Annotated in this window: 17 protein-coding genes and 1 tRNA gene; 5 read left to right on the top strand and 13 right to left on the bottom strand. The window is 69.7% G+C overall.

Annotated features, from left to right (window positions below):
- The first annotated feature begins 13 nt into the window (after positions 1-13).
- Complete coding sequence (gene ppc, locus EDD92_RS20185; protein ID WP_123965613.1) at positions 14-2,764, top strand: phosphoenolpyruvate carboxylase; 2,751 nt, start codon at positions 14-16, stop codon at positions 2,762-2,764.
- A gap of 69 nt (positions 2,765-2,833) precedes the next feature.
- Here the strand turns inward: ppc and EDD92_RS20180 are convergent, their stop codons facing one another.
- From EDD92_RS20180 to EDD92_RS20145, 8 genes are all read right to left on the bottom strand, one after another.
- Positions 2,834-3,502, bottom strand: a complete 669-nt coding sequence (locus tag EDD92_RS20180; protein ID WP_123965612.1) for an LPXTG cell wall anchor domain-containing protein — start codon at positions 3,500-3,502, stop codon at positions 2,834-2,836.
- 134 nt (positions 3,503-3,636) lie between these two features.
- Positions 3,637-4,152 carry a hypothetical protein gene (locus EDD92_RS20175; protein ID WP_123965611.1) on the bottom strand — a complete coding sequence of 172 codons (516 nt, stop codon included), beginning with the start codon at positions 4,150-4,152 and terminating at the stop codon, positions 3,637-3,639.
- A gap of 42 nt (positions 4,153-4,194) precedes the next feature.
- Entirely contained in the window at positions 4,195-4,797 is a 603-nt protein-coding gene (gene pth / locus EDD92_RS20170; protein ID WP_123965610.1) for an aminoacyl-tRNA hydrolase, read from the bottom strand.
- A gap of 72 nt (positions 4,798-4,869) precedes the next feature.
- Complete coding sequence (locus EDD92_RS20165) at positions 4,870-5,466, bottom strand: 50S ribosomal protein L25/general stress protein Ctc (RefSeq protein ID WP_123965609.1); 597 nt, start codon at positions 5,464-5,466, stop codon at positions 4,870-4,872.
- A 204-nt stretch (positions 5,467-5,670) separates the two neighbouring features.
- The gene (locus EDD92_RS20160) at positions 5,671-6,651 is read right to left on the bottom strand and encodes a ribose-phosphate diphosphokinase (RefSeq protein WP_030941859.1); all 981 of its coding nucleotides are present in this window, start codon (positions 6,649-6,651) and stop codon (positions 5,671-5,673) included.
- A gap of 75 nt (positions 6,652-6,726) precedes the next feature.
- Entirely contained in the window at positions 6,727-8,175 is a 1,449-nt protein-coding gene (gene glmU / locus EDD92_RS20155; RefSeq protein WP_123965608.1) for a bifunctional UDP-N-acetylglucosamine diphosphorylase/glucosamine-1-phosphate N-acetyltransferase GlmU, read from the bottom strand.
- Positions 8,176-8,296: 121 nt separating this feature from the next.
- Positions 8,297-8,368 (bottom strand) — tRNA-Gln (locus EDD92_RS20150).
- A 23-nt stretch (positions 8,369-8,391) separates the two neighbouring features.
- A complete protein-coding gene (locus EDD92_RS20145; RefSeq protein WP_123970465.1) occupies positions 8,392-9,252 on the bottom strand; it encodes a hypothetical protein in 861 nt (286 codons plus the stop codon).
- Positions 9,253-9,420: 168 nt separating this feature from the next.
- On the opposite strand from EDD92_RS20145, the gene EDD92_RS20140 reads away from it, so the two are divergent.
- A complete protein-coding gene (locus EDD92_RS20140; RefSeq protein WP_123965607.1) occupies positions 9,421-10,725 on the top strand; it encodes a sensor histidine kinase in 1,305 nt (434 codons plus the stop codon).
- A 22-nt stretch (positions 10,726-10,747) separates the two neighbouring features.
- On the opposite strand, the gene EDD92_RS20135 is transcribed toward EDD92_RS20140, so the two are convergent.
- Together EDD92_RS20135 and EDD92_RS20130 are read right to left on the bottom strand one after the other, a co-directional pair.
- Entirely contained in the window at positions 10,748-11,242 is a 495-nt protein-coding gene (locus EDD92_RS20135; RefSeq protein WP_123970464.1) for an SUKH-3 domain-containing protein, read from the bottom strand.
- Positions 11,243-11,301: 59 nt separating this feature from the next.
- Positions 11,302-11,835, bottom strand: coding sequence for a YwqJ-related putative deaminase (locus EDD92_RS20130; protein WP_123965606.1), 534 nt, complete (start codon positions 11,833-11,835; stop codon positions 11,302-11,304).
- 334 nt (positions 11,836-12,169) lie between these two features.
- On the opposite strand from EDD92_RS20130, the gene EDD92_RS52125 reads away from it, so the two are divergent.
- From EDD92_RS52125 to EDD92_RS20115, 3 genes are all read left to right on the top strand, one after another.
- Positions 12,170-13,198 (top strand): SMI1/KNR4 family protein, encoded by a 1,029-nt coding sequence (locus EDD92_RS52125; protein WP_123970463.1) that lies wholly within the window; start codon positions 12,170-12,172, stop codon positions 13,196-13,198.
- Between the two features lie 944 nt (positions 13,199-14,142).
- Positions 14,143-16,491: an SUKH-4 family immunity protein gene (locus EDD92_RS20120; RefSeq protein ID WP_399185437.1), complete on the top strand. Its 2,349-nt coding sequence runs from the start codon at positions 14,143-14,145 to the stop codon at positions 16,489-16,491.
- Between the two features lie 201 nt (positions 16,492-16,692).
- Positions 16,693-17,580, top strand: coding sequence for a cellulose-binding protein (locus EDD92_RS20115; protein ID WP_123965604.1), 888 nt, complete (start codon positions 16,693-16,695; stop codon positions 17,578-17,580).
- Positions 17,581-17,661: 81 nt separating this feature from the next.
- On the opposite strand, the gene EDD92_RS20110 is transcribed toward EDD92_RS20115, so the two are convergent.
- The 3 genes from EDD92_RS20110 to EDD92_RS20100 all read right to left on the bottom strand — a co-directional run bounded on the left by EDD92_RS20110 (position 17,662) and on the right by EDD92_RS20100 (position 21,345).
- Positions 17,662-19,275, bottom strand: a complete 1,614-nt coding sequence (locus EDD92_RS20110; protein ID WP_123965603.1) for a cation acetate symporter — start codon at positions 19,273-19,275, stop codon at positions 17,662-17,664.
- A complete protein-coding gene (locus tag EDD92_RS20105; RefSeq protein ID WP_123965602.1) occupies positions 19,272-19,718 on the bottom strand; it encodes a DUF485 domain-containing protein in 447 nt (148 codons plus the stop codon). The genes EDD92_RS20110 and EDD92_RS20105 overlap by 4 nt, the downstream gene beginning before the upstream one ends.
- 214 nt (positions 19,719-19,932) lie before the next feature.
- Positions 19,933-21,345: an MFS transporter gene (locus tag EDD92_RS20100; protein ID WP_399185435.1), complete on the bottom strand. Its 1,413-nt coding sequence runs from the start codon at positions 21,343-21,345 to the stop codon at positions 19,933-19,935.
- Positions 21,346-21,720 lie beyond the last annotated feature (375 nt).

The raw sequence follows: 21,720 nt of genomic DNA, 5'->3' as shown, positions 1-21,720 counted from the left end.
AGGAGCCGCACCTGTGAGCAGTGCCGACGACCAGACCACGACGACGAGCAACGAACTGCGCGCCGACATCCGGCGGCTGGGAGACCTCCTCGGCGAGACCCTCGTGAGGCAGGAGGGCCCCGAGCTGCTGGAACTCGTCGAAAAGGTCCGCCGCCTCACCCGCGAGGACGGAGAGGCCGCCGCCGAACTGCTGCGCGGCACCGAACTGGAAACCGCGGCCAAGCTGGTCCGCGCCTTCTCCACCTACTTCCACCTGGCCAACGTCACCGAGCAGGTCCACCGCGGCCGCGAACTGCGCGAACGGCGCGCCGCCGAGGGCGGCCTGCTGGCCCGTACCGCCGACCGGCTGAAGGACGCCGACCCCGAACACCTGCGCCAGACGGTCCGCCACCTCAACGTCCGCCCCGTGTTCACGGCGCACCCCACCGAGGCCGCGCGCCGGTCGGTCCTCAACAAGCTCCGGCGCATCGCAGCACTCCTGGAGACCCCGGTCATCGAGGCCGACCGCCGCCGCTACGACACCCGTCTGGCCGAGAACATCGACCTCGTATGGCAGACGGACGAGCTGCGCGTCGTACGCCCCGAGCCCGCCGACGAGGCCCGCAACGCCATCTACTACCTCGACGAGCTCCACGCCGGCGCGGTCGGCGACGTCCTCGAAGACCTCACCGCAGAACTGGAGCGAGTGGGAGTCAAGCTCCCCCACGACACCCGCCCCCTCACCTTCGGCACCTGGATCGGCGGCGACCGCGACGGCAACCCGAACGTCACCCCCCAGGTCACCTGGGACGTCCTGATCCTCCAGCACGAGCACGGCATCAACGACGCCCTGGAGCTCATCGACGAACTGCGCGGCTTCCTGTCGAACTCCATCCGCTACACCGGCGCCACCCAAGAACTCCTCGACTCCCTCCAGGCCGACCTGGAACGCCTCCCCGAGATCAGCCCCCGCTACAAGCGCCTCAACGCCGAGGAGCCCTACCGCCTCAAGGCCACCTGCATCCGGCAGAAGCTGGAGAACACCAAGCAGCGCCTCGCCAAGGGCACCCCGCACGAGACGGGCCGCGACTACCTCGGCACCAGCGAGCTCCTGACGGACCTCACCCTCATCCAGACCTCCCTGCGCGAGCACCGCGGCGGCCTCTTCGCCGACGGCCGCATGAACCGCACCATCCGCACCCTCGCCGCCTTCGGCCTCCAGCTCGCCACCATGGACGTACGCGAACACGCGGACGCCCACCACCACGCCCTCGGCCAGCTCTTCGACCGCCTCGGCGAGGAGTCCTGGCGCTACGCCGACATGCCCCGCGACTACCGCGCCAAGCTCCTCGCCAAGGAGCTCAGGTCGAGGCGGCCGCTGGCCCCCACCCCGGCGCCCGTGGACGCACCCGGCGAGAAGACCCTCGGCGTCTTCCAGACAGTCAAGCGTGCCCTGGAGGTCTTCGGACCCGAGGTCGTCGAGTCGTACATCATCTCCATGTGCCAGGGCGCCGACGACGTCTTCGCCGCCGCCGTCCTCGCCCGCGAGGCCGGACTGATCGACCTGCACGCCGGCTGGGCCAAGATCGGCATCGTGCCGCTCCTGGAGACCACCGACGAGCTCAAGGCCGCCGACACCATCCTCGAGGACATGCTCTCCGACCCGTCCTACCGGCGCCTGGTCGCGCTCCGGGGCGACGTCCAGGAGGTCATGCTCGGCTACTCCGACTCCTCCAAGTTCGGCGGCATCACCACCAGCCAGTGGGAGATCCACCGCGCCCAGCGCCGACTGCGCGACGTCGCCCACCGCTACGGCGTACGACTGCGGCTCTTCCACGGCCGCGGCGGCACCGTCGGACGCGGCGGCGGCCCCTCCCACGACGCGATCCTCGCCCAGCCCTGGGGCACCCTCGAAGGCGAGATCAAGGTCACCGAACAGGGCGAGGTCATCTCCGACAAGTACCTCATCCCCTCCCTGGCCAGGGAGAACCTGGAACTGACGGTCGCCGCCACCCTGCAGGCCTCCGCCCTGCACACCGCGCCCCGCCAGTCCGACGAGGCTCTCGCCCGCTGGGACGCGGCCATGGACGTCATCTCCGACGCCGCCCACGCCGCCTACCGCTCCCTCGTCGAGGACCCGGACCTGCCGACGTACTTCCTCGCGTCGACGCCGGTGGACCAGCTCGCCGACCTGCACCTGGGCTCCCGGCCCTCCCGCCGCCCCGGCTCCGGCGTCTCGCTCGACGGCCTCCGCGCCATCCCCTGGGTCTTCGGCTGGACCCAGTCCCGGCAGATCGTCCCCGGCTGGTACGGCGTCGGATCGGGCCTGAAGGCACTGCGCGAGGCGGGCCTGACTGCAACATTGGGAGGAGAGGGCGTGCTCGACGAGATGCACGAACAGTGGCACTTCTTCCGCAACTTCATCTCCAACGTCGAGATGACCCTCGCCAAGACCGACCTGCGCATCGCCGCCCACTACGTCGACACCCTCGTCCCCGACGAACTCAAGCACGTCTTCGAGACCATCAAGGCCGAGCACGAACTCACCGTGCGCGAGGTGCTCAAGGTGACCGGGGAGAACGAACTCCTCGACGCCGCCCCCGTGCTGAAGCAGACCTTCACCATCCGCGACGCCTACCTGGACCCCATCTCCTACCTCCAGGTCACCCTCCTCAAGCGCCAGCGCGACGCCGCGGCCGCCGGCGAACAGCCCGACCCGCTGCTCGCCCGCGCCCTGCTGCTCACCGTCAACGGCGTGGCAGCCGGCCTGCGCAACACCGGCTGACCCCACGCACCCGGACATGAGGGTGCCCCCGGGCTCGTACGAAGCCCGGGGGCACCCTCATGCCGTACGTCAGGCCTTGCGGCGACGCACCACCAGGTAACCGCCACCGGCCACCAGCGCGGCGGCGACACCCGAGAGCAGACCCACCGGAGCGCCGTTACCCGTCTCGGCCAGATCGCCGCCGGAACCGCCCTGCGGCGACGCGGAAGCAGACCCGGACGAAGACGAAGACCCGGGCGACGACGGGGACGAAGAGGAAGACGGAGACGCAGACGCCGAGGAAGACGCCGACGGGGAAGGCGTCGAACCGCTGCCGCCGCCCTCCGAGTCCTCGCAGTCCGTCCAGAACACCTTGTGCTTGGCGGCACCCTTCTCACCGTCGAAGTTCCAGAACAGCTTGTAGTGCCCGTCGGGCAGCGACAGGTTCTCCGTACGGCCATGACCCTCGGAGTCGAGCGTGATGGCGCCGGTCTTCACCGTCTCGCCCTTCACATCGGCCGTCGGAGCCCAGGCCTCGATGTGCCAGTCGACCTGCTGGACCGCGTCAAAACCGAACGCGTCCAGATAGAACGTGCAGACGTGAGGCTCGTTCCGCTTCAGCTCCTCGCCGGTGGTGGCGTCATGGATCTTCACAGTCCCGTTGTCACCGGGAACAGTGGCGTGAGCGGCAACAGGCGCCGAGAACAGCGCCGCCGCGGCGACGGCGGTCAGAGCGCCGGCGCGGGAGAGGGTACGCATGGGGCAGTCCATCTTCGAGTTACGGACGGGAAGATGTGGAGGGGGCGGCTCAGCATCCAGCCAGACCTGACCCAAGGTCAATCACGAACACACAACGTTCGGATTCTCCACAAGAAGGAGAACGGGAAAAGCCGTCAGATAGTCACGAAAGCTGCCGTCAGCAACACGACTCCCGACCCCGCCATGACCCACCCGGCCCGCGTCCGCCCCAGCCCCCCGGCCACCACCACCGAAGCCAGCAGCAACGCCCCACCGAACGGAACCCACGCATAAAGGATCCCCGCCGGCCCCGACCGCACGACCTCATCGCTGCCCGGCTTCACCACCACCGTGTACGTCTGCCCCTTCCGCACCGCGACCGTCTTCTCGATGAAGACCCGGTCCCGAACGGAAGAACCCTGCGAAATCGGCGTATAGCGACCCGTACACGAATCGTCCCCGCACCGCGCCACCTCGATCGTGCCGCGCTCCCGCCCCTTCGTGAGCATCACATACGGAGCCGTCCGCCATGACGCCCACACCCCGGCGATCAGAATCAGCACCGCAACCACACCCATCGCCGCAAACCGCCCGAACCGCAACGCGGCAACCGAGGCCCGGCGCGAAACCTGACGGGACGAGGCGGCAGTGGCAGACATGGCCGGGATCATTGGCCATGCCCCCACACCAGGTCAACTCCGGTGGGGGACAAGTCAGGAGTTGTACGTGCTTTGCGCCCGCTCCAACCCCTCGATCACCAGACACTCCACCGCATCCGCCGCCCGGTCCACGAAGTAGTCCAACTCCTTGCGCTCGGCAGAGGAGAAATCCTTCAGCACAAAATCAGCAACCTGCATACGACCCGGAGGCCGCCCGATCCCGAACCGCACCCGGTGATAATCCGCCCCGGACGCCTTCGTCATCGACTTCAACCCGTTGTGCCCGTTGTCCCCACCACCGAGCTTGAGACGAAGAGCGCCGTAGTCGATGTCCAACTCGTCATGCACAGCCACCACGTTCGCCACCGGCACCTTGTAGAAGTCCCGCAGAGCATTGACCGGGCCGCCGGAGAGATTCATGTACGACATCGGCTTCGCCAGAATCACCCGCCGGTTCGCCGGCCCCGGAGGCCCGATCCGCCCCTCCACGACCTGCGCCTGCGCCTTGCCCGCCCGCTTGAACCTCCCCCCGATCCGCTCGGCCAGCAGATCGGCCACCATGAACCCGACATTGTGCCGGTTCATGGCGTACTCGGGCCCAGGATTCCCGAGGCCCACAACAAGCCAGGGGCCATTGGCAGGGCTGGTCACGTCCATCTCTCCTTGATACGCGCCAGCCGCTGCCCCGTACGGGAACAGCGGCTGACAAACGGTCGAACGGGGTGAGGATCAGGCCTCGGCGACCTCTTCGCCCGCGGCCTCCTCGCCCTCAGCAGCCTCCTCCGCCTGCGCGGCCAGAACCTGCAGGACGACAGCGTCCTCCTCGACGGCCAGCGTCGTGCCCTTCGGCAGCGTGATGTCCTTCGCCAGGACGGAGGCACCCGCCGCCAGACCCTCGACGGACACCGTGACGGACTCCGGGATGTGCGTGGCCTCGGCCTCGACCGGCAGCGCGTTCAGCACGTGCTCCAGCAGGTTGCCACCCGGCGCCAGCTCGCCCTCGGTGTGCACCGGGATCTCGACCGTGACGGTCTCGCCGCGCTTCACCAGCTGCAGGTCGACGTGCTCCAGGAAGCCCTTGATCGGGTCACGCTGAACCGACTTCGGGATCGCCAGCTCGTTCGTCTTGCCGTCGATGTCCAGAGCGATCAGGACGTTCGGCGTACGCAGCGCAAGCAGCAGCTCGTGACCAGGAAGGGTCAGGTGCAGCGGGTCCGAACCGTGGCCGTACAGGACACCGGGAACTTTGCTGTCACGACGGATACGACGGGCCGCACCCTTACCGAACTCGGTACGGGACTCAGCGGAGATCTTGACCTCGGACATGATCACTCCTCGTGGAAAACAGAAACGGACGTGGTCACCCGGCCACGAACGGCCTGCTACGAAGAGCGCGTCGATAACGGACAGCCATACCCCGCCAAAAACGGGTACGGCCTCCCTCGCCGAGCAACTGCAGCAGTCTACTCGGCCAAGGAGGCCACACCCAAAACGATCTCCGCCAGAGGCAACGCCCCCGGCGCAGAACCCTTACTGCTCGTCGAACAGGCTCGTCACCGAACCATCCTCGAACACCTCACGCACCGCACTCGCAATCGTCGGCGCAATCGACAACACCGTGATCTTGTCCAGGTCCCGGCCCAGCTCAGCCGGCGTCGGCAGCGTATTCGTGAACACGAACTCACTCACCCGCGAGTTCTTCAACCGGTCCGCGGCAGGGCCCGAGAGCACGCCGTGCGTCGCCGTCACGATGACATCCTCCGCGCCGTGCGCGAACAGCGCATCAGCCGCCGCACAGATGGTGCCACCCGTGTCGATCATGTCGTCGACCAGCACACACACCCGACCCTTCACCTCACCCACGACCTCGTGGACGGTGACCTGGTTCGCGACGTCCTTGTCACGCCGCTTGTGCACGATCGCCAGCGGCGCACCCAAACGGTCACACCACCGGTCCGCCACCCGCACCCGACCCGCATCCGGCGAGACCACCGTCAACTTGTCCCGGTCGACCTTCCGGCCCACGTAGTCCGCAAGCAGCGGAAGAGCGAAGAGATGGTCCACAGGCCCGTCGAAGAAGCCCTGAATCTGGTCCGTGTGCAGATCCACAGTCAGGATCCGGTCCGCACCCGCCGTCTTCATCAGATCAGCCACCAGCCGCGCCGAAATCGGTTCACGACCACGGTGCTTCTTGTCCTGCCGCGCGTAACCGTAGAACGGCACGATCACCGTGATGGAGCGGGCCGACGCACGCTTCAGCGCGTCGATCATGATCAACTGCTCCATGATCCACTGGTTGATCGGAGCAGTATGGCTCTGGATCACAAAACAGTCCGCGCCACGCGCCGACTCCTGATAGCGGACGTAGATCTCACCGTTCGCGAAGTCGAAAGCCTTCGTCGGGACGACGCCGACCCCCAGCTGCTGGGCGACCTCCTCGGCAAGCTCGGGGTGGGCGCGGCCGGAGAAGAACATCATCTTCTTCTCGCCGGTCGTCTTGATCCCGGTCACAGCTGTCTCCTCAGAGGTGTCTCAACTGGGTGTGCATCTATCACGGTACGCCGTGTCCGGCGCACCCGTTTCCGGTCAGTCTTCGCTCTCGACCTGCCGAGACGCCGCCTCGGCCGCCTGCGCCGCCGCACTCCCCGGACGCTTACGAACCACCCAACCCTCGATATTCCGCTGCTGACCACGGGCCACAGCCAACGAACCGGCCGGCACATCCTTCGTGATCACGGACCCCGCGGCGGTGTACGAGCCATCCCCGACAGTGACAGGAGCCACAAACATATTGTCCGCACCCGTCCGGCAATGCGACCCGACAGTCGAGTGGTGCTTCTCCTGACCGTCGTAGTTCACGAACACGCTGGCAGCACCGATGTTGGTGTAGTCACCGATCGTCGCGTCACCGACGTAGGAGAGATGGGGGATCTTCGTCCCCTCGCCGATCGAGGCGTTCTTCGTCTCCACGTACGTACCGATCTTGCCCTTCGCACCCAGACGCGTCCCCGGACGGAGATAAGCGAACGGGCCCACCTTCGCCTGCGGCCCCACATGAGCACCGTCGGCCACCGTGTTGTCGACACGAGCCCCGGCATCCACCCGAGTGTCGGTGAGACGAGAGTTGGGCCCGACCTCCGCACCCTCACCGACATGCGTGGAGCCGTGCAGCTGCGTACCCGGGTGGACGACGGCGTCCTGCTCGAAGGTGACGGTGACGTCGACCCACGTCGTCGCCGGATCGATGACAGTGACGCCGGCGAGCATGGCGCTGGTCAGCAGCCGGTCGTTCAGGATGCGGCGGGCCTCACTCAGCTGCACACGGTTGTTGATCCCGGCGATCTCACGGTGATCGGCAGTCACGGAAGCCCCGACACGATGACCGGCCTCACGGAGAATCCCGAGGACGTCGGTCAGGTACTCCTCGCCCTGGCTGTTGTCCGTACGAACCTTCTTCAGCGCATCGGCCAGGAGCAGACCGTCGAACGCGAACACCCCGGAGTTGATCTCACGGATCGCGCGCTGCGTCTCGGTGGCGTCCTTGTGCTCGACGATCTCGGTGACGGCACCGGTCGCCTCGTCGCGCAGGATCCGGCCGTAACCGGTGGCGTCCGGGACCTCGGCGGTCAGCACGGTGACGGCGTTGGAGTCGGCGGAATGGGTGGCGGCGAGCTGCTGGAGCGTCTCACCGGTGAGCAGGGGGGTGTCGCCGCACACGACGACAACAGTCCCGTCGACACTGCCGCCGAGCTCGTCCAGGGCGATACGTACGGCGTGACCCGTGCCGTTCTGCTGCGCCTGCACGGTGGTGCGTACGGCGGGGTCGGTCTCGGCGAGGTGGGCGGTGACCTTCTCACGGGCGTGCCCGACCACGACGACGAGGTTCTCGGGCTCCAACTCACGGGCGGCGGTGAGCACATGCCCCACGAGGCTGCGGCCGCAGAGCTCGTGCAGGACCTTGGGTGTGGCCGACTTCATACGGGTGCCCTCACCCGCTGCGAGAACGACGACGGCTGCCGGGCGAATGGCGCTCACGGGGTTGCCCTTCGGCTGTGGAGTGGGTGGGGACAACCGCAGGATACCGGGGCGTTTCTTGGGGGACATGGGAGCGGGCCCTGACGGTGCTGTCACCGGTCAGGACCCGAGCCTAGTTAAGCTCCCCCGCCAGGACTTGAACCCGGACAGATGGCACCAAAAGCCACAGTGCTGCCAATTACACCACGGGGGAATAAACTCGACCAAACCGGACATTTAGTCAGGCTGCCGAGCGGCGCCTCCTACTATGCCGTACCAGGCGCCTTCCATGCGACGGTATAGGTCAGCGCTCTGCCGGACGTAGATCACGAGGCAGCCGCGGTAGGTATCGCCGGTGTTCTTGCGGACCGTCCGAGGGTTGTGCTTCTTCAGGGTGGCCTTGCTGAACGCCGTCACGTCGACGCCCACGATGTCGGCCCAGAACTGCTCTGCGGCCTCCACGTCTGCGGTCTCGTGGATGCTGACCCGAAGGGTCAAGCGGTCTCGTTTCACCTCCAGGAGCTCAAGCCAGCGCAGGAAGAGCTTGATGACGTTGGGGTCGCTATTGATGAACTGCAGGACCTCGGTGCGGCGGTGCGGCTTGTCTTTGGCGCCCTCGGCCCAATAGAGGGCGACGCCTGCGATGAACAACTCGCGATCCGACAGCTTGCCCACTGCTGCTGCCGCGGCCGACTTGGTCGCCTGGCGTTCTTGGTCTCGGCCCGCGTGTAGCCGTGCCAGTCCCTCGTTCATGCGCGCTCGTTGTTCCTCTGGCGTGCACTTGGGCTCTGGGTGCGGCAGATCTCGCACCCAGAGCGATACCGAACTCTTGGAACAGCCCAACTCCGCCTGGATCTGGTTATACGTCCAACCTTGCTGTCGTAGTTCGCGAGCCCTCTCGCGCAGTTCGTCCTTCGCGCGCGGCCGCTTCGTCCATTCCGGAGGCGGCTCGCCCTCGACGAGGCGCTGAAGTGTCTCCTTGTTGTGGACCTGAAGCGCGTCCCGAATCTGCCGAAGGCTGTAGCCCTGCCGTCGCAGCGCAACCGCCTGCTCCCGCAGCCCCTCGAAGTCGGCGTATTTGCCATTTGAATGTGCCATGGGCATACCGTCCAGGGCGGAATGATCGGTTCCGGGGTCGAACGGTGAGCGATTCAGCAGTTCGAGGGAAAGTGGGTGGTTTCGTGCCTGCTCGGTCACGGAGTGTGGTGTAGACCCATCACGGAAACTCGCCGGAAAACGGGGCGCGGACGCGCTTAGGCTGGAGGCATGACCACGACGGGGGAAGAGGACGCCAGGGCCCGGGGAGGGCCGTGGTGGTGGGCCAGGTGGCGCAGTGCGGCCTTGGATGTCGGTCTGGCGGTGGCGTCGGCGCTGGAGTGTGCGTTCGAGGGGGTTCGGTTCGCGCGGGACGCGGGGATTCCGGTGGCCGCGGGGGTTGTGTTCGGGGTGTTGGCGGGCTCGGCGCTGCTTGTGAGGCGGCAGTGGCCGATTGCTGTTGTGCTGGTTTCGATCGCGATCACTCCGGCCCAGATGGGCTATCTGATGGGGATCGTCGGGCTGTACACGCTCGCCGCTTCCGAGTTGCCGCGGCGGATCATCGGTTCGCTGGCGGGGATGTCGCTGGTCGGCATGTTGATCGTGATGTTCGTGCGGGTGCGGCAGGACATGGCGCGGGGGACGTGGGATCTGGGGGACTGGTTCGTTCCGTTTGCTGCGATCACGACGGCGATCGGGATGACTGCGCCGCCTCTGCTGCTGGGTTTGTATGTGGGGGCTCGGCGGCGGTTGATGGAGAGTCTCCGGGAGCGGGCCGACAGTCTTGAGCGGGAGTTGCAGTTGCTCGCCGAGCGGGCTGAGGAGCGGGCCGAGTGGGCGCGGAACGAGGAGCGGACTCGGATTGCGCGGGAGATGCATGACGTGGTGGCCCATCGGGTGAGCCTGATGGTTGTGCATGCTGCCGCCTTGCAGGCCGTCGCTCGCAAAGACCCCGAAAAGGCCGTGAAGAACGCTGCGCTCGTCGGGGACATGGGGCGGCAGGCGTTGACCGAGTTGCGGGAGATGCTCGGAGTGCTGCGGAGTGGGGACGGGGCGCGGCGGGCCGAGCGGTCCGTTCCGTTGGCGGCGGTGGGAGTGGCCGCTGCTGTGGCGGCTTCGAAGGCGGCCGATGAGGGGGAGGGGCCCTGCCTGGAGGAGTTGGAGGAACTCGTCGGGCAGTCGGCGGCTGCGGGCATGGTGGTGGATCTGTCCGTGGAGGGGGATGTGCGGTCGTATGCCGCTGAGGTGGAGCAGACCGCGTATCGCGTGGTGCAGGAGGCGTTGACGAACGTCCACAAGCATGCGGCGGGTGCGAAGACGTATGTGCGGCTTGCGCATCGGGTGTCGGAGATTGCGATGCAGGTGGAGAACGAGCCGCCGCCGGAGGTGGGTTCGGCGTCGTCGGCGCGGTTGCCGTCCGGGGGGAACGGGCTGGTGGGGATGAAGGAGCGGGTGACCGCGCTGGGTGGGGTGTTTGTGTCGGGGCCGACGGATGTGGGGGGTTTCCGGGTGTCGGCGGTGATTCCGGCGGCGTAGGGCCGCTGTCCGTTTTCGGCGTTCAGCCCGCGGTGAGTCGTACTGGCTCGATGCCTGAGATGAGGCTGCCGAGGGCTTGGTCGATGTCGGGGCCGAGGTACCAGTCGCCTGTGTGATCGAGGGCGTAGATGCGGCCCTCGGTGTCGACGGCGATGAGGGAGTGGGTGTCTGTCTCGGTGCCGAGGGGGCTGACTTCGGTGTCGAGGGCGCGGCCGAGGTCGTTGAGGGTGCGGGCCATGTGGAGGCCGTGCAGGGGGTCGAGGTGGAGGGCTGCGGGGGCGATCTGGCGGCCGGGGCCGGTGGGGGTGATGTGGAGGCCGCCGAATTCGGCCCAGGCTTCTACGGCGGCGGGGAAGACGGCGTGGCGGTGGCCTGCGGGTGAGGTGTGGTCGCGGAGGGCGTCGGCCCAGATTTCGGCCTGTTTTATGTCCCAGCGTCCGGGTTGCCAGCCGGCGGCGCGGAGGGCGGCGTCGACGGGTACGGGGAAGCGCGTGGTCGAGGTGCGGTCGGGGTGCATCTGCCCTTCGATCGTCGAGGTCATGGGTCGGCGCGGGGCCGTCTTGCGTGTGGTGGGGGTCAGTCGTCTGTTGCGGGGTTGACGATGCGGACGCCGTAGTGGGCGCTGAGGGCGGTGCAGGCGCGGCAGGGGGTGGCGAAGCTGCCGTGGAGGGGGTCGCCGTCCTCGCGGATGCGGCGGGCGGTGAGTTTGGCCTGTTTGAGGGCTTTGCGGGCTTCGCTGTGGGTCATGGGTTTGCGGGTGGCGCGTTTGCTGCGGGCGGCGTCCGCGGCGGCTATGTGGCGGGAGATGAGGATGGTTTCGGCGCAGCGGCCGGTGAAGCGGTCGCGTTGGGCGCTGGTGAGGGTGTCGAGGAAGTCCTGGACGAGTGGGTGCAGGGGTGGGGGCTGGTCGCCGCGGGCGGCGGTGCCGGTGAGGGTGGCGCCGCGGACGGAGAGGGCGGCGGCGACGGTGGGGAGTATGCCGTCGCGGCGGTGGAGCAGGGTGGGTGCGTGGGGGGTTTCGGTGGCGCTCCAGCCGATGCGGGGGTCGCCGGACGGCCCGGTGTGCGGGGCCGTGTGTGGTCCCGTCTGCGTCGCGTTCATGATCGTCATCCCCTCCCGAGCCTCCCCCGGACGTCACAGAGTGCCAAATGCCGTGGCTGGTGCGGAAGCTGGGGCGGTGCGACACGCCCGGGTTTGGGCGGGCTGTCACGGCGGGGTGACGGCTGGTCACGGAAGCGGAGGGCGGCTGACCGGTGCCCGGTGACCGGTCCGGTCGTACCGCATAGGCTGTCGGCACCGCGATGTGTGCGGTCGGCGCGTGGTGACACGCGCGGTGACGGTCGAGACGGAAGTCGAGACGGACGAGACAGTCGATACGGGGCGTGGCGGGCGGTTTGGGCCGGTCGTTGCGGGTCGTACCAGAGTGCCGCAGGGGGCAACCGCCATGACGACAGGTCGGCTCGGGCTGGGGGCACCGCCCAGCGGCCAGGCTGGGGGGCAGGCCGCGCCGCCGAACGCGGCCTATGCCGGGCAGGTCGTGCATTTCCCGGATCCGGTCCGGGCCGCACGTCACCCGAGAGGGGTACGGGTCGACGAGCGTGGTTACCCCGATTTCTCGGTCTATGCGCGTGCTGTTGCGGAGATTGCGGAGCCGCCGGAGGGTTTCGGTGTCGATGAGCTGCGGCTGACGGACTATGTGTCGGCGAATGCGGCGCTTGCGGCGACGGGGCACGAGTTGTGGGACACGGTGCCGGCGGTGGCGACGCCGCATGGCTGGACGTGGCATCACGTGGTGGGTTCGCGGCGGCTGGAGTTGGTGCCGGTCGAGGTGAAGGCGTTGCTGCGGCATCACGGTGGGATCGCGACGGCGGCGGTGGATCAGGGCAAGCGGGGGACGCGGCCGTTGCAGGAGACGCGGCCGGCGCATTTCGGGTTGCCGAAGTCGGGTGTGGCGGTGACGGAGTTGCAGGTGCAGGGGGTCGAGGAGGACCTCGGGTATCGGCTGCCGGGTGCGTACCGTTCGTTTCTGAAGGCGGCGGGTGGGTGTGCGCCGGTGGGTGCGGCGCTGGATGCCGAGTTGGGGCTGCTGATCGACCAGCCGTTCTTCACGGTGCGGGAGGAGGCGGCGGTCAATGATCTGGTCTACGTCAACAAGTGTCTGCGTGACCATCTGACCAAGGATTACTTGGGTGTTGGGTTTGTGCAGGGCGGGTTGCTGGCGGTGAAGGTGAAGGGCGAGCGGCTCGGTTCGGTGTGGTTCTGTGCGTATGACGACGCTCGGGACGTGGATCCTTCGTGGGCGCCGGCGGACCGGGTGGAGCGGTTGCTGTTGCCGTGCGGTGAGGACTTCGACGCGTTCTTGTCGCGGCTTGCGGGCAATCCGCCGGAGTTGGAGACGGTGGCGAATCTGATGGTGGACGGCGGGTTCGCGCATTCCGTTCCGGTCTCTTCCGTCTCTTCGGTGGGGGAGTGAGCGTTGCGATGGTGACCTTTGCGCAGGCGCAGGAGCGCGCCGAGGAGTGGATCAACGGGGATGTGCCGTCGTATCAGCATCGTGAGGTGCGGGTGCGGGAGTTCGGTCTCGGGTTCGTGGTGTGGGCCGAGGACCGGGCGGAGGGGCCGCGTTCGGACGGGGGTCTGCAGCGGCTGGTGATCGCCCGGGACAGCGGTGAGGCGACGTTGTGGCCGTCGTTGCCGGTGGGTGAGGTGATTCGCCGGTACGAGGAGGAGTACGGCCGTCGCGACGAGGCTGCGGAGCCGGTGCCTGCGGCTTCGGCGCGGGTGGATCTGAATCAGACGTCGTTCCTGCTGAGTCCTCCGGAGTGGTTGCAGGAGGCGGCGGACAAGTTGGGGATCGCGGATCGGCGGGGTGCCGGTGCGGCTGCGGCTGGTTCGTCGGGTGAGGGTGCGGGGTGGCCGGAGGCCGGGGCGGGTGGTGATGCGCCGGGTACGCCGGGTGCGCCCGCCGGGGCGACTCCTTGGGCCGGGACGGACACCAACGGCGGCGGCGAGGACCTTTCGGTCCCGCTGCCCGCGACCGTGTTCGCGCCGCCGCTGAACGATGCGGGCGAGGAAACGCCGCCGGACGCCGAGACGGCGCTGATGTCTGGCGGCAGCCGGCTTCCGCGGACTGCGGTGGAACCGGCGGTGGATGAGCCGGGGGCTCAGGGCGGTACGCCTGCGTCGCCTCCGGGCTATGGGTATCCGCAGGGTGCCGGCGCGGTGCCGGGTGGTACGCCTGCGCCGCCTCCGGGGTACGGGTATCCGCAGGGGGCGCCGCCTCCGCCTCCGCCTCCGTCGTACGGCTATCCGCAGGCGCCGGGTGCTGGGGCTCCGTCTGTGCCGCCCGCGCCTTCTTACGGTTACCCGCAGGCGCCGGGCGCCCCTGGGCGGCCGCTCGCGCCGAACGCCGGGGACATCGCGGACGCCGCGACGAGCAAGGCGGCTCCGCCGCGCCGGAGTTCGTCCACGCCGCCTCCGCCGAGTGCTCCGGGGACGCCGGGTGCCCGGCCGGGGAGCGCGCCTCCGCCTCCGCCGGGGCCCGGTGCGGGCGGGTACGTTCCGACGCAGTTGGTGTCGGCGCTCGGTCCCGACGGGCCTGAGGGTGCTGCGGGGCCCGGCGCTCCGCAGGCGCCGGCGGCTCCGGGAGGTGCCCCGAATCCGCCGGGGGCGCCGAACCCACCGGGCGTCCCCCACCCGCCCGGCGCGCCGAACGCGCCCGGCGGTACGCCTCCGGCCAACGTCCACCAAGCCGCCACGATGCTCGCCGACCCCGGTCGGATGGGGCCGGGTGCGCCGCAGCCTCCGACTCCTCCGGGGGTTCCCGGTGCGCCGCAGCCTCCGGGTCCTCCGGGGGTTCCGGGTGCGCCCGGCGCGCAGGCATTTTCCGGCACCCCGGGTGCACCGAGCGCGCCCGGCGCTCCCTTCGCGCAGGGTGCTCCTGGCATGAGTGGCCCGCCCCAGCCTCCTGCGGCTCCGGGTGCGCCTGGTGCGCCTGGTGTTCCGCAGGCCCCGGGTACGCCTGGCGCTCCCGGAGGCCCTGGCTTCCCGCAGCCTCCGAGTGCTCCGGGTGGTCCCGGTGGCCCTCAGCCTTCCGGTGCTCCGGGTGGTCCTGGCTTCCCGCAGCCTTCCGGTGCTCCGGGTGGCTCTGGCTTCCCGCAGCCTTCCGGTGCCCCTGGCGGCCTCGGTGGCCCGCAGCCTCCCGCTGCTCCGGGTGGTCCTGGCTTCCCGCAGCCTTCCGGTGCTCCGGGTGGCTCTGGCTTCCCTCAGCCTTCCGGTGCTCCGGGTGGCCCTGGCACCCCGCAGCCCCCGGGCGCTCCCGGTACTCCTGGCTTCCCGCAGCCTGCCGGTGCCCCTGGGGGCCCCGGTGGCCCGCAGGCTCCCGGTGCTCTGGGTACCCCTGGCGCTACCGGAGGTCCTGGCGTCCCCCAGCCTCCCGGTGCTCCGGGCGGTCCTGGCTTCCCGCAGCCTGCCGGTGCCCCTGGCGGCCTCGGTGGCCCGCAGCCTCCCGCTGCTCCGGGTACCCCTGCCGCCCCGCAGCCGCCGAGCGCCCCGGGCGCACCCGGTGCCCCCGGCACCCCGCCGCCCCCCGGCATGCCCGGCGCCCCAGGTGCTCCTGGCAGTGCTGCCGGTGGCCGAGGTGCCGTACACCATGCGGAGACCGTGTTGTCCGGGCCTCCCGTGGGCGCGCCCGGCGCGCCCCCGGCGCCGGGAGCCGGTATGGCGCCCGGCCCGGTGCCGCCGCCCGGCGCGCCGCAGTCGGCCTCGTACGGGTACCCGCCGCAGCAGGGGCAGCCGACGGTGGGGCCCGGTTACCAGGCCGTTCTTCGGTACCGTGCGCAGGACGGGTCCGAGCAGCAGTTGATCCGGCGGTCGGCGCCGGGTATGCCGCATCCGGAGTGGCAGATCTTCCACGAGCTGCGCGGTATGAACGTGCCGCCGGACCAGGTGCTGGAGCTGCACACGGAGCTGGAGTCGTGCGAGCTGCCGGGTGCGTACTGTGCGCGGATGATCCGGGAGCAGTGGCCGCAGGCGCGGATCACGTCCATCGCGCCGTACGGGACGGATCACGCGAGCCGGCAGCAGGGCATGCAGCAACTGCTCGCGCACCAGGGCGAGTTGCACCAGGTGGCGGACGGGCCGGCCCGACCTGCGCCGGTGCGGGCGCCGTTGCCGCCGGTGCAGTCGGCGCCGCCGATTCCGCCGGAAGCGGTCGGGCAGGAGCTGGCGGGTGCGTTCGGGCCGGGTGTGTTCCGGTTCGAGCAGGCTGCCGTGTCCCGGCAGGGTGTGCCGCCGGTCGTGGCGCACTCGCTGGTGGCTGCGGGGCTGCCGACGGACATGGGTCCGTTCTTCTGGGCGCAGGCCCAGCCGGGGCGGCCGGTGCCGACGCTCGCCGAGCTCGCGCAGGAGCGCGGTGTGCAGCCGGCCCCGGACGCGGGCTCGTATCTCGTCATGGGCAGTGACTTCGGCCGTGCGGTGTGTGTGCAGTACGGCACCGCGAACATCGTGGCCGTGCCGGTGGAGGCGGGGCCCGGTGGTGCGCCCGTGCCGCCGCAGTTCGTGAACACCGGGCTGCCCGAGTTCCAGCGGTGTCTGGCGCTGCTGGGCCGGATGTGGCGGCTCAGGTTCGGGCTGAACCAGGAGCAGGCGGGCCGTTGGACCGTCGACTTCCAGGCCCAGCTGGCCTCTGTCGACCCGGCGGCACTCGGTTCGCCGGAGAGCTGGTGGTCGGTGCTGCTGGAGCAGATGTGGGACGGGTTGCTGTGATGTGTCACAGCTGATGTGAGCTGTTTGGTGCGGGGCCGGGCCGGTCGTTATGACCGGCCCGGCCCTTTGCGTTCGTACCCCGATCGCAATCCGCCTACGGAGTGTCGCGTTATGAACACTTCTGCCCGATATATCAAGATGTGCGCGAAATCATCATTGCGCGCCCGTACGGCGGAGAGTTCGGCGGAGAGGGGTTCCAGGATGAGCAGCACACCGATCTCGCCCCATGGCTTCGGGGCCGTACGGGGGCGTGGTTACTGTCCCGAACAGGTCGAAGTGTTCGCCGAGGCGCTCTCCCTGGACCGGGACGCCGCCTGGGAGCGGGCGGCCCGGCTCACCGTCCTCGCCAAGGACATGGAGGCGGAGGCCGCGCTGCTGCAGGAGACCGTGTCGCAGCTGTCCCCGCAGACGTACGAGGCGCTCGGGGAGGGCGCCCGAGACCTGTTCCGGCATGTGCAGGAGGAGGCCGCGGCCGTACGGGAGCGGGCCCGGCAGGAGGCGCAGCGCCTGGTGGAGGCCGCCCAGGCGCACGCGAGCGGCGTGCTCGACGCCGCCCAGGCGCACGCCGAGTCCGTACTCGCCGACGCCGAGGAGCACGCCAGTCAGCGGCTGCTCGTGGCGCGTGCCGAGGCCGACGAGATCCGCATCGGCGCCCGGCGTGCGCTGAAGGAGGGCAGGGGTGAGGTGCTGTGCGTGCTCAGGGAGGCACGGCAGCGCGCCACCGTGAAACTCGCCGAGCAGGCCAAGGAGTTCGCCGAGCGGTGGGACGAGGTGGAGCGGGCCGAGGCCGAGCGCGCGGCGGCGATCGATGCGCGGGAGGCCGGGCGGATGGCTCGTGCGGAGGCCGAGCTGGCCGAGGCGAGGCGGGAGTTCATGGACGCGGAGGAGTACGCCCACCGCTGCCAGGACGAGGCGAGCGCCCGCGCCGCGGAGATCCTCGCGGCGGCGCGGATGCAGGAGGAGCAGATCGGCCGGGAGACGGAGCAGGTGCTGCAGCAGCACAGCGAGCAGTCGGACGAGATGCAGGTGCAGATGGACAACGTACGCAACAGTCTTACGGCGTTGACGGGTTCGGCGTCGGGGGAGTGACGGGCGGGACGGAGGCGCCCGGCGTCGGCCGCGCCTCCGTCCCGCCGACCACGGCCGGCGCTGCTTGTGTGCCGCTGGCCGTCACCCGCTCCTGCGTACCGCCCCCGCCAGAATCCAGCCCTCCACGGCCTCGTACTGGCGTCGCTGTTCCTCCGACGCCCGGCGGCCGGAGGCCACCGTGCCGAGCCAGCCGAAGGCGAAGCCCAGGGGGATCGTCACCAGGCCGGTGGTCGTGAACGGGAACCAGTTGAAGTCGGCGCCGGGGAAGGCGGAGACGGGGGAGCCGGAGACCAGGTTGGTGCCCGGCATGACGAGCAGGACCGCGAGCGTGCCGCCGATGAGGGTGCACAGCAGGCCCATGCGGGTGTAGCGGCGCCAGAAGAGGCTGTAGACCAGGGCGGGGGCGATCGCGGAGGCGCCCAGGCAGAAGGACAGGGTCACCAGGGGTTGCAGGCTGTGGTGCTGGACCAGGGTGGCCAGCAGGATCGCCGGGATGCCCACAGCGAGCGCCGAGACCCGGGCCAGCAGCATCTCGCGGCGCTCCGGCATCTCCTGCACACGGGTGGCGAAGACGTCGTGGGCGAGCGAGTTGGCGCAGGCGAGGATCATCCCGGCGACCGAGGCGAGCAGGGTCAGGAAGATCGCCGTGGTGACCGTGGTGAACAGGAACGTCTCCGACGCCGACACGTCCGTACCGAACGCCGCCCGCGAGCCGAGCAGGTAGGCCGTGTTGCCCTGGGGGTCGGCCTGCGCGATGACCGCCCGTCCGATCAGGGCCGTGGCGCCGAACCCGACGACCGTCATGATCAGGACGAACAGCACCACCGACGACACCGCCCACGACATCGAGCGCCGCACCTGACGGGCGCTGCGCGCGGTGTACATGCGCATGGTGACGTGCGGCAGGCAGGCGCCGCCGAGGACGATCGTGAGCTCCGAAGTGATCATGTCCAGGCGGGGGTTGGAGCTGCCCGCGAACTCGACGCCGGAGTGCAGGAAGGCGGAACCGACGCCGCTCTGCGCGGCCGCGGCGTTGAACAGCGCTCCCGGATCCCAGTCGAAGCGCCGCAGCACCAGCAGGGCGACCACGGCGCCCGAGCCGAGCAGCATCACGATCTTCAGGATCTGGATGAGGGCGGTGCCCTTCATGCCGCCGATCGCCGCGTAGCTGATCATCAGGGCGCCGAGCCCGATGATGCAGCCGGTCTGCAGAGAGTTGCCGGAGAAGCCGAGGATGAACGCCAACAGCTGTCCCGTGCCTGCCAGTTGGACCAGCATCAGGGGCAGCAGCGCGGCGATGGTGACCACGCAGGCGGTGATACGCACCCCCCGGCCCGGCATACGGCGGGTCAGCGCGTCCCCCATCGTGAACCGGCCTGCGTTGCGCAGGGGTTCGGCCAGCAGGAACATCAGCAGCATCAGCGACAGGGCGGTGCTCAGGGCGAGCGCGATCCCGTCGTAGCCGCACAGGGCGATCACGCCGCCCGTGCCCAGCACGCTCGCCGCGGAGATGTAGTCGCCGGCGATCGCGAGGCCGTTGCGCATGGGGGAGAGGGAACCGTAGCCGGTGTAGAACTCGTCGAGGTCGTCGCCGTCCGGGCCGGTCATCACGCACAGCAGCAGGGTGATCGCGGCGACGGTGGAGAAGGCGACGAGGGACATGGCCTGGGCGTTTCCGCTGAACCCGGTGGTCATCGTGCCGCCTCCCGCTTGGCGTCCAGTTCGGCCTGCTTGCGGATGCGGTCCGCGATCGGGTCGACGTAGCGGCGGGCCGTGTGCTCGTACAGCGCGATCGCCAGCAAGGTGACGGGTATCTGGAGCAGGGCGAGCAGCAGCCCTGTCGGCAGTCCGTCGGTGACGGTGGTCGTCATGAGCGACGGCGCGAACGCCGAGAGGATCAGGAACAGCGTGAAGTAGCCGAGCGCGGTGAGGGTGGCGGTGCGCCGCTGCCAGCGGTGCGCGCTGCGCAGGATCCTCAGGTCGCTGTGGTGCCCGAGAGCGGGCTGCGCAGGGCGGCGCCGTCCGGCCGGTTCGGTCGGCGGGGTGGGCGGCATCCACGGATACGTGGTCTCGTACGGCAGGGACGTGTTCTCGGGTGCATGGCGGTACGGGGACGACGGGGACCGGTCGTAGGACATCCCGGTGCTCCTTGCGTGGCTCGGGTCCTGTGCGGGGACCGCAGGGAGGGAGGGGGGCGTGCGGAGCCACGCACGCTACTCGCCGGTTTCCGGCCGCGCGGCGTTTTCACCAAACTGGCTGGTCGGTATGCGCTTACTACGCTGACCTGCGGTGTTACCCGCGTTAACTCAGACTTTTTCGGCCCGGGGGCCGCAGATCTCCCGCCGTGGACCGTCAGTCCTTGAGCACCGGGAAGCGGCGGGGGGCCAGGAACAGCAGCACCAGGAAGGCCGCGGCGGCCGCGCACCCGGCGCCCAGATACACCGCGTGCACCGCGTCCGCGATCGCCCGCCGGGTGGCGTCCGGCACCTGACCCGCGTCCAGTCCCCGGGTCACCGAGTCGAGATCGCTCGCCCCGCCCAGCCTGTCGGCGAGCACCCCGTTGGCCACCGCGCCGAACACCGACGCCCCGATCGTCTGGCCGGTCTGACGGCAGAACAGCACCGACGCCGTCGTCGTGCCGCGTTCCGCCCACCCCACCGTCGACTGCACGCCCACGATCAGCGGGAGCTGGAACAGACCCAGGGCCGCGCCGAGGAGCAGCATCAGCAGGGCCGGCTGCCAGGCCCGGCCCGGGTAGGGCAGGAACGGGAACGCGAACAGGATCAGCGCCGCCGCCCCGATGCCGAGCATCGCGGTGTTGCGGAAGCCGATCCGCCGGTACACGTGCTGGCTCAGGGCCGCCGAGACCGGCCAGCTCAGCGTCCACACCGACAGCACGAAGCCGGCCGCCACCGGGGCCAGGCCCAGCACCGACTGCGCGTACGTCGGCAGGAACACACTCGGCGCCACCATCAGCAGCCCCAGCGCACCCAGGGCGAGATTGACCGCCGCGATCGTACGGCGCCGCCACACCCAGCCGGGGATGATCGGCTCGGCTGCCCGGCGTTCGACCAGAACCACCACCGCCGCCAGCACAAGTCCCGTACCGAACAAGGCCATTGACGGCCCCGACAGCCACGGCCAGGCCACCCCGCCCTGCACCAGGGCCGTCAGCAGGACACCCCCGCACGCGAACACCGCCAGGGCGCCCGCCCAGTCGATACGGGGACGCTCGGCCGGCTTCCGCTGCGGCTCGTGCAGATGACGGACGATCAGCCACAACGCCACCGCGCCGATCGGGAGGTTGACCAGGAAGATCCAGCGCCAGTCGGCGTAGGCCGCAAGGACGCCTCCCACACCCGGGCCGGCCACCGCCGACACCGCCCACACCGTGGACAGCTTGGACTGGATCTTCGGGCGGTCCTTGAGCGGGTAGAGGTCGGCGGCGAGCGTCTGCACCGTGCCCTGGAGCGCCCCGCCGCCCAGGCCCTGGAGGATGCGGAAAGCGATCAACGCCCCCATGCTCCAGGCCACCGCACACAGCAGCGAACCGGCCAGGAACACCGACGCGCCCGCTATCAGGACCGGCTTGCGGCCGAAGGTGTCCGACAGCTTGCCGTACACCGGGAGCGTCACCGTCACGGCGAGCAGATAGCCCGAGAACAGCCAGGAGAAGACCGAGAAGCCGCCCAGGTCACCGACGATCTGCGGGACGGCCGTCGAGACGATCGTGGCGTCGAGGGCGGCCAGCGCCATGGCGAGCATGAGCGCGGCGACCACGGCGCGGCGTCGGCGCGTGTCCTGTGGCCGGTCCGTCGCGGCCGTCCGTATCCCGGTGTCCCCCTGGTCCACAGGATTCCTTCCCCTTGCATCTATCCGCCGCCGAACAGCTTCCCACTTGACCCTGACGCGACGGGAGGGTGGAAGCTCAGTGGCCCGGAGGGTGGAGCGGAACCCCGAGAAGGTCTCCACCCGTCGGTGGACTGCCCCTAGGGGTTCCTCCGTACTACGGCCCGGGGAGGGTTCGTACTGCCGGAGGAGGAGAGCGGCCCGGGGCGTCCTTAACCTGGTCTTACTCGGCTTCGCCGCACGGTGTGCGCGTAGGCCGCCCCTGCAGACCTGCTTTTCTGCCGGGGGTCC

Origin of the sequence: Streptomyces sp. TLI_185 (assembly GCF_003814765.1) — a bacterium.
Classification (GTDB): domain Bacteria; phylum Actinomycetota; class Actinomycetes; order Streptomycetales; family Streptomycetaceae; genus Streptomyces.
This window is presented reverse-complemented; position numbering and strand designations above follow the sequence as displayed.

What these genes read in the sequence shown, in the direction of transcription:
- EDD92_RS20180 (WP_123965612.1), bottom strand. Translation starts at nt 3,502, where the DNA reads ATGCGTACCCTCTCCCGCGCCGGCGCTCTGACCGCCGTCGCCGCGGCG.
- EDD92_RS20175 (WP_123965611.1), bottom strand. Translation starts at nt 4,152, where the DNA reads ATGATCCCGGCCATGTCTGCCACTGCCGCCTCGTCCCGTCAGGTTTCG.
- pth (WP_123965610.1), bottom strand. Translation starts at nt 4,797, where the DNA reads ATGGACGTGACCAGCCCTGCCAATGGCCCCTGGCTTGTTGTGGGCCTC.
- EDD92_RS20165 (WP_123965609.1), bottom strand. Translation starts at nt 5,466, where the DNA reads ATGTCCGAGGTCAAGATCTCCGCTGAGTCCCGTACCGAGTTCGGTAAG.
- EDD92_RS20145 (WP_123970465.1), bottom strand. Translation starts at nt 9,252, where the DNA reads ATGGCACATTCAAATGGCAAATACGCCGACTTCGAGGGGCTGCGGGAG.
- EDD92_RS20140 (WP_123965607.1), top strand. Translation starts at nt 9,421, where the DNA reads ATGACCACGACGGGGGAAGAGGACGCCAGGGCCCGGGGAGGGCCGTGG.
- EDD92_RS20135 (WP_123970464.1), bottom strand. Translation starts at nt 11,242, where the DNA reads ATGCACCCCGACCGCACCTCGACCACGCGCTTCCCCGTACCCGTCGAC.
- EDD92_RS20130 (WP_123965606.1), bottom strand. Translation starts at nt 11,835, where the DNA reads ATGACGATCATGAACGCGACGCAGACGGGACCACACACGGCCCCGCAC.
- EDD92_RS52125 (WP_123970463.1), top strand. Translation starts at nt 12,170, where the DNA reads ATGACGACAGGTCGGCTCGGGCTGGGGGCACCGCCCAGCGGCCAGGCT.
- EDD92_RS20115 (WP_123965604.1), top strand. Translation starts at nt 16,693, where the DNA reads ATGAGCAGCACACCGATCTCGCCCCATGGCTTCGGGGCCGTACGGGGG.
- EDD92_RS20110 (WP_123965603.1), bottom strand. Translation starts at nt 19,275, where the DNA reads ATGACCACCGGGTTCAGCGGAAACGCCCAGGCCATGTCCCTCGTCGCC.
- EDD92_RS20105 (WP_123965602.1), bottom strand. Translation starts at nt 19,718, where the DNA reads ATGTCCTACGACCGGTCCCCGTCGTCCCCGTACCGCCATGCACCCGAG.
- EDD92_RS20100 (WP_399185435.1), bottom strand. Translation starts at nt 21,345, where the DNA reads ATGCTCGCCATGGCGCTGGCCGCCCTCGACGCCACGATCGTCTCGACG.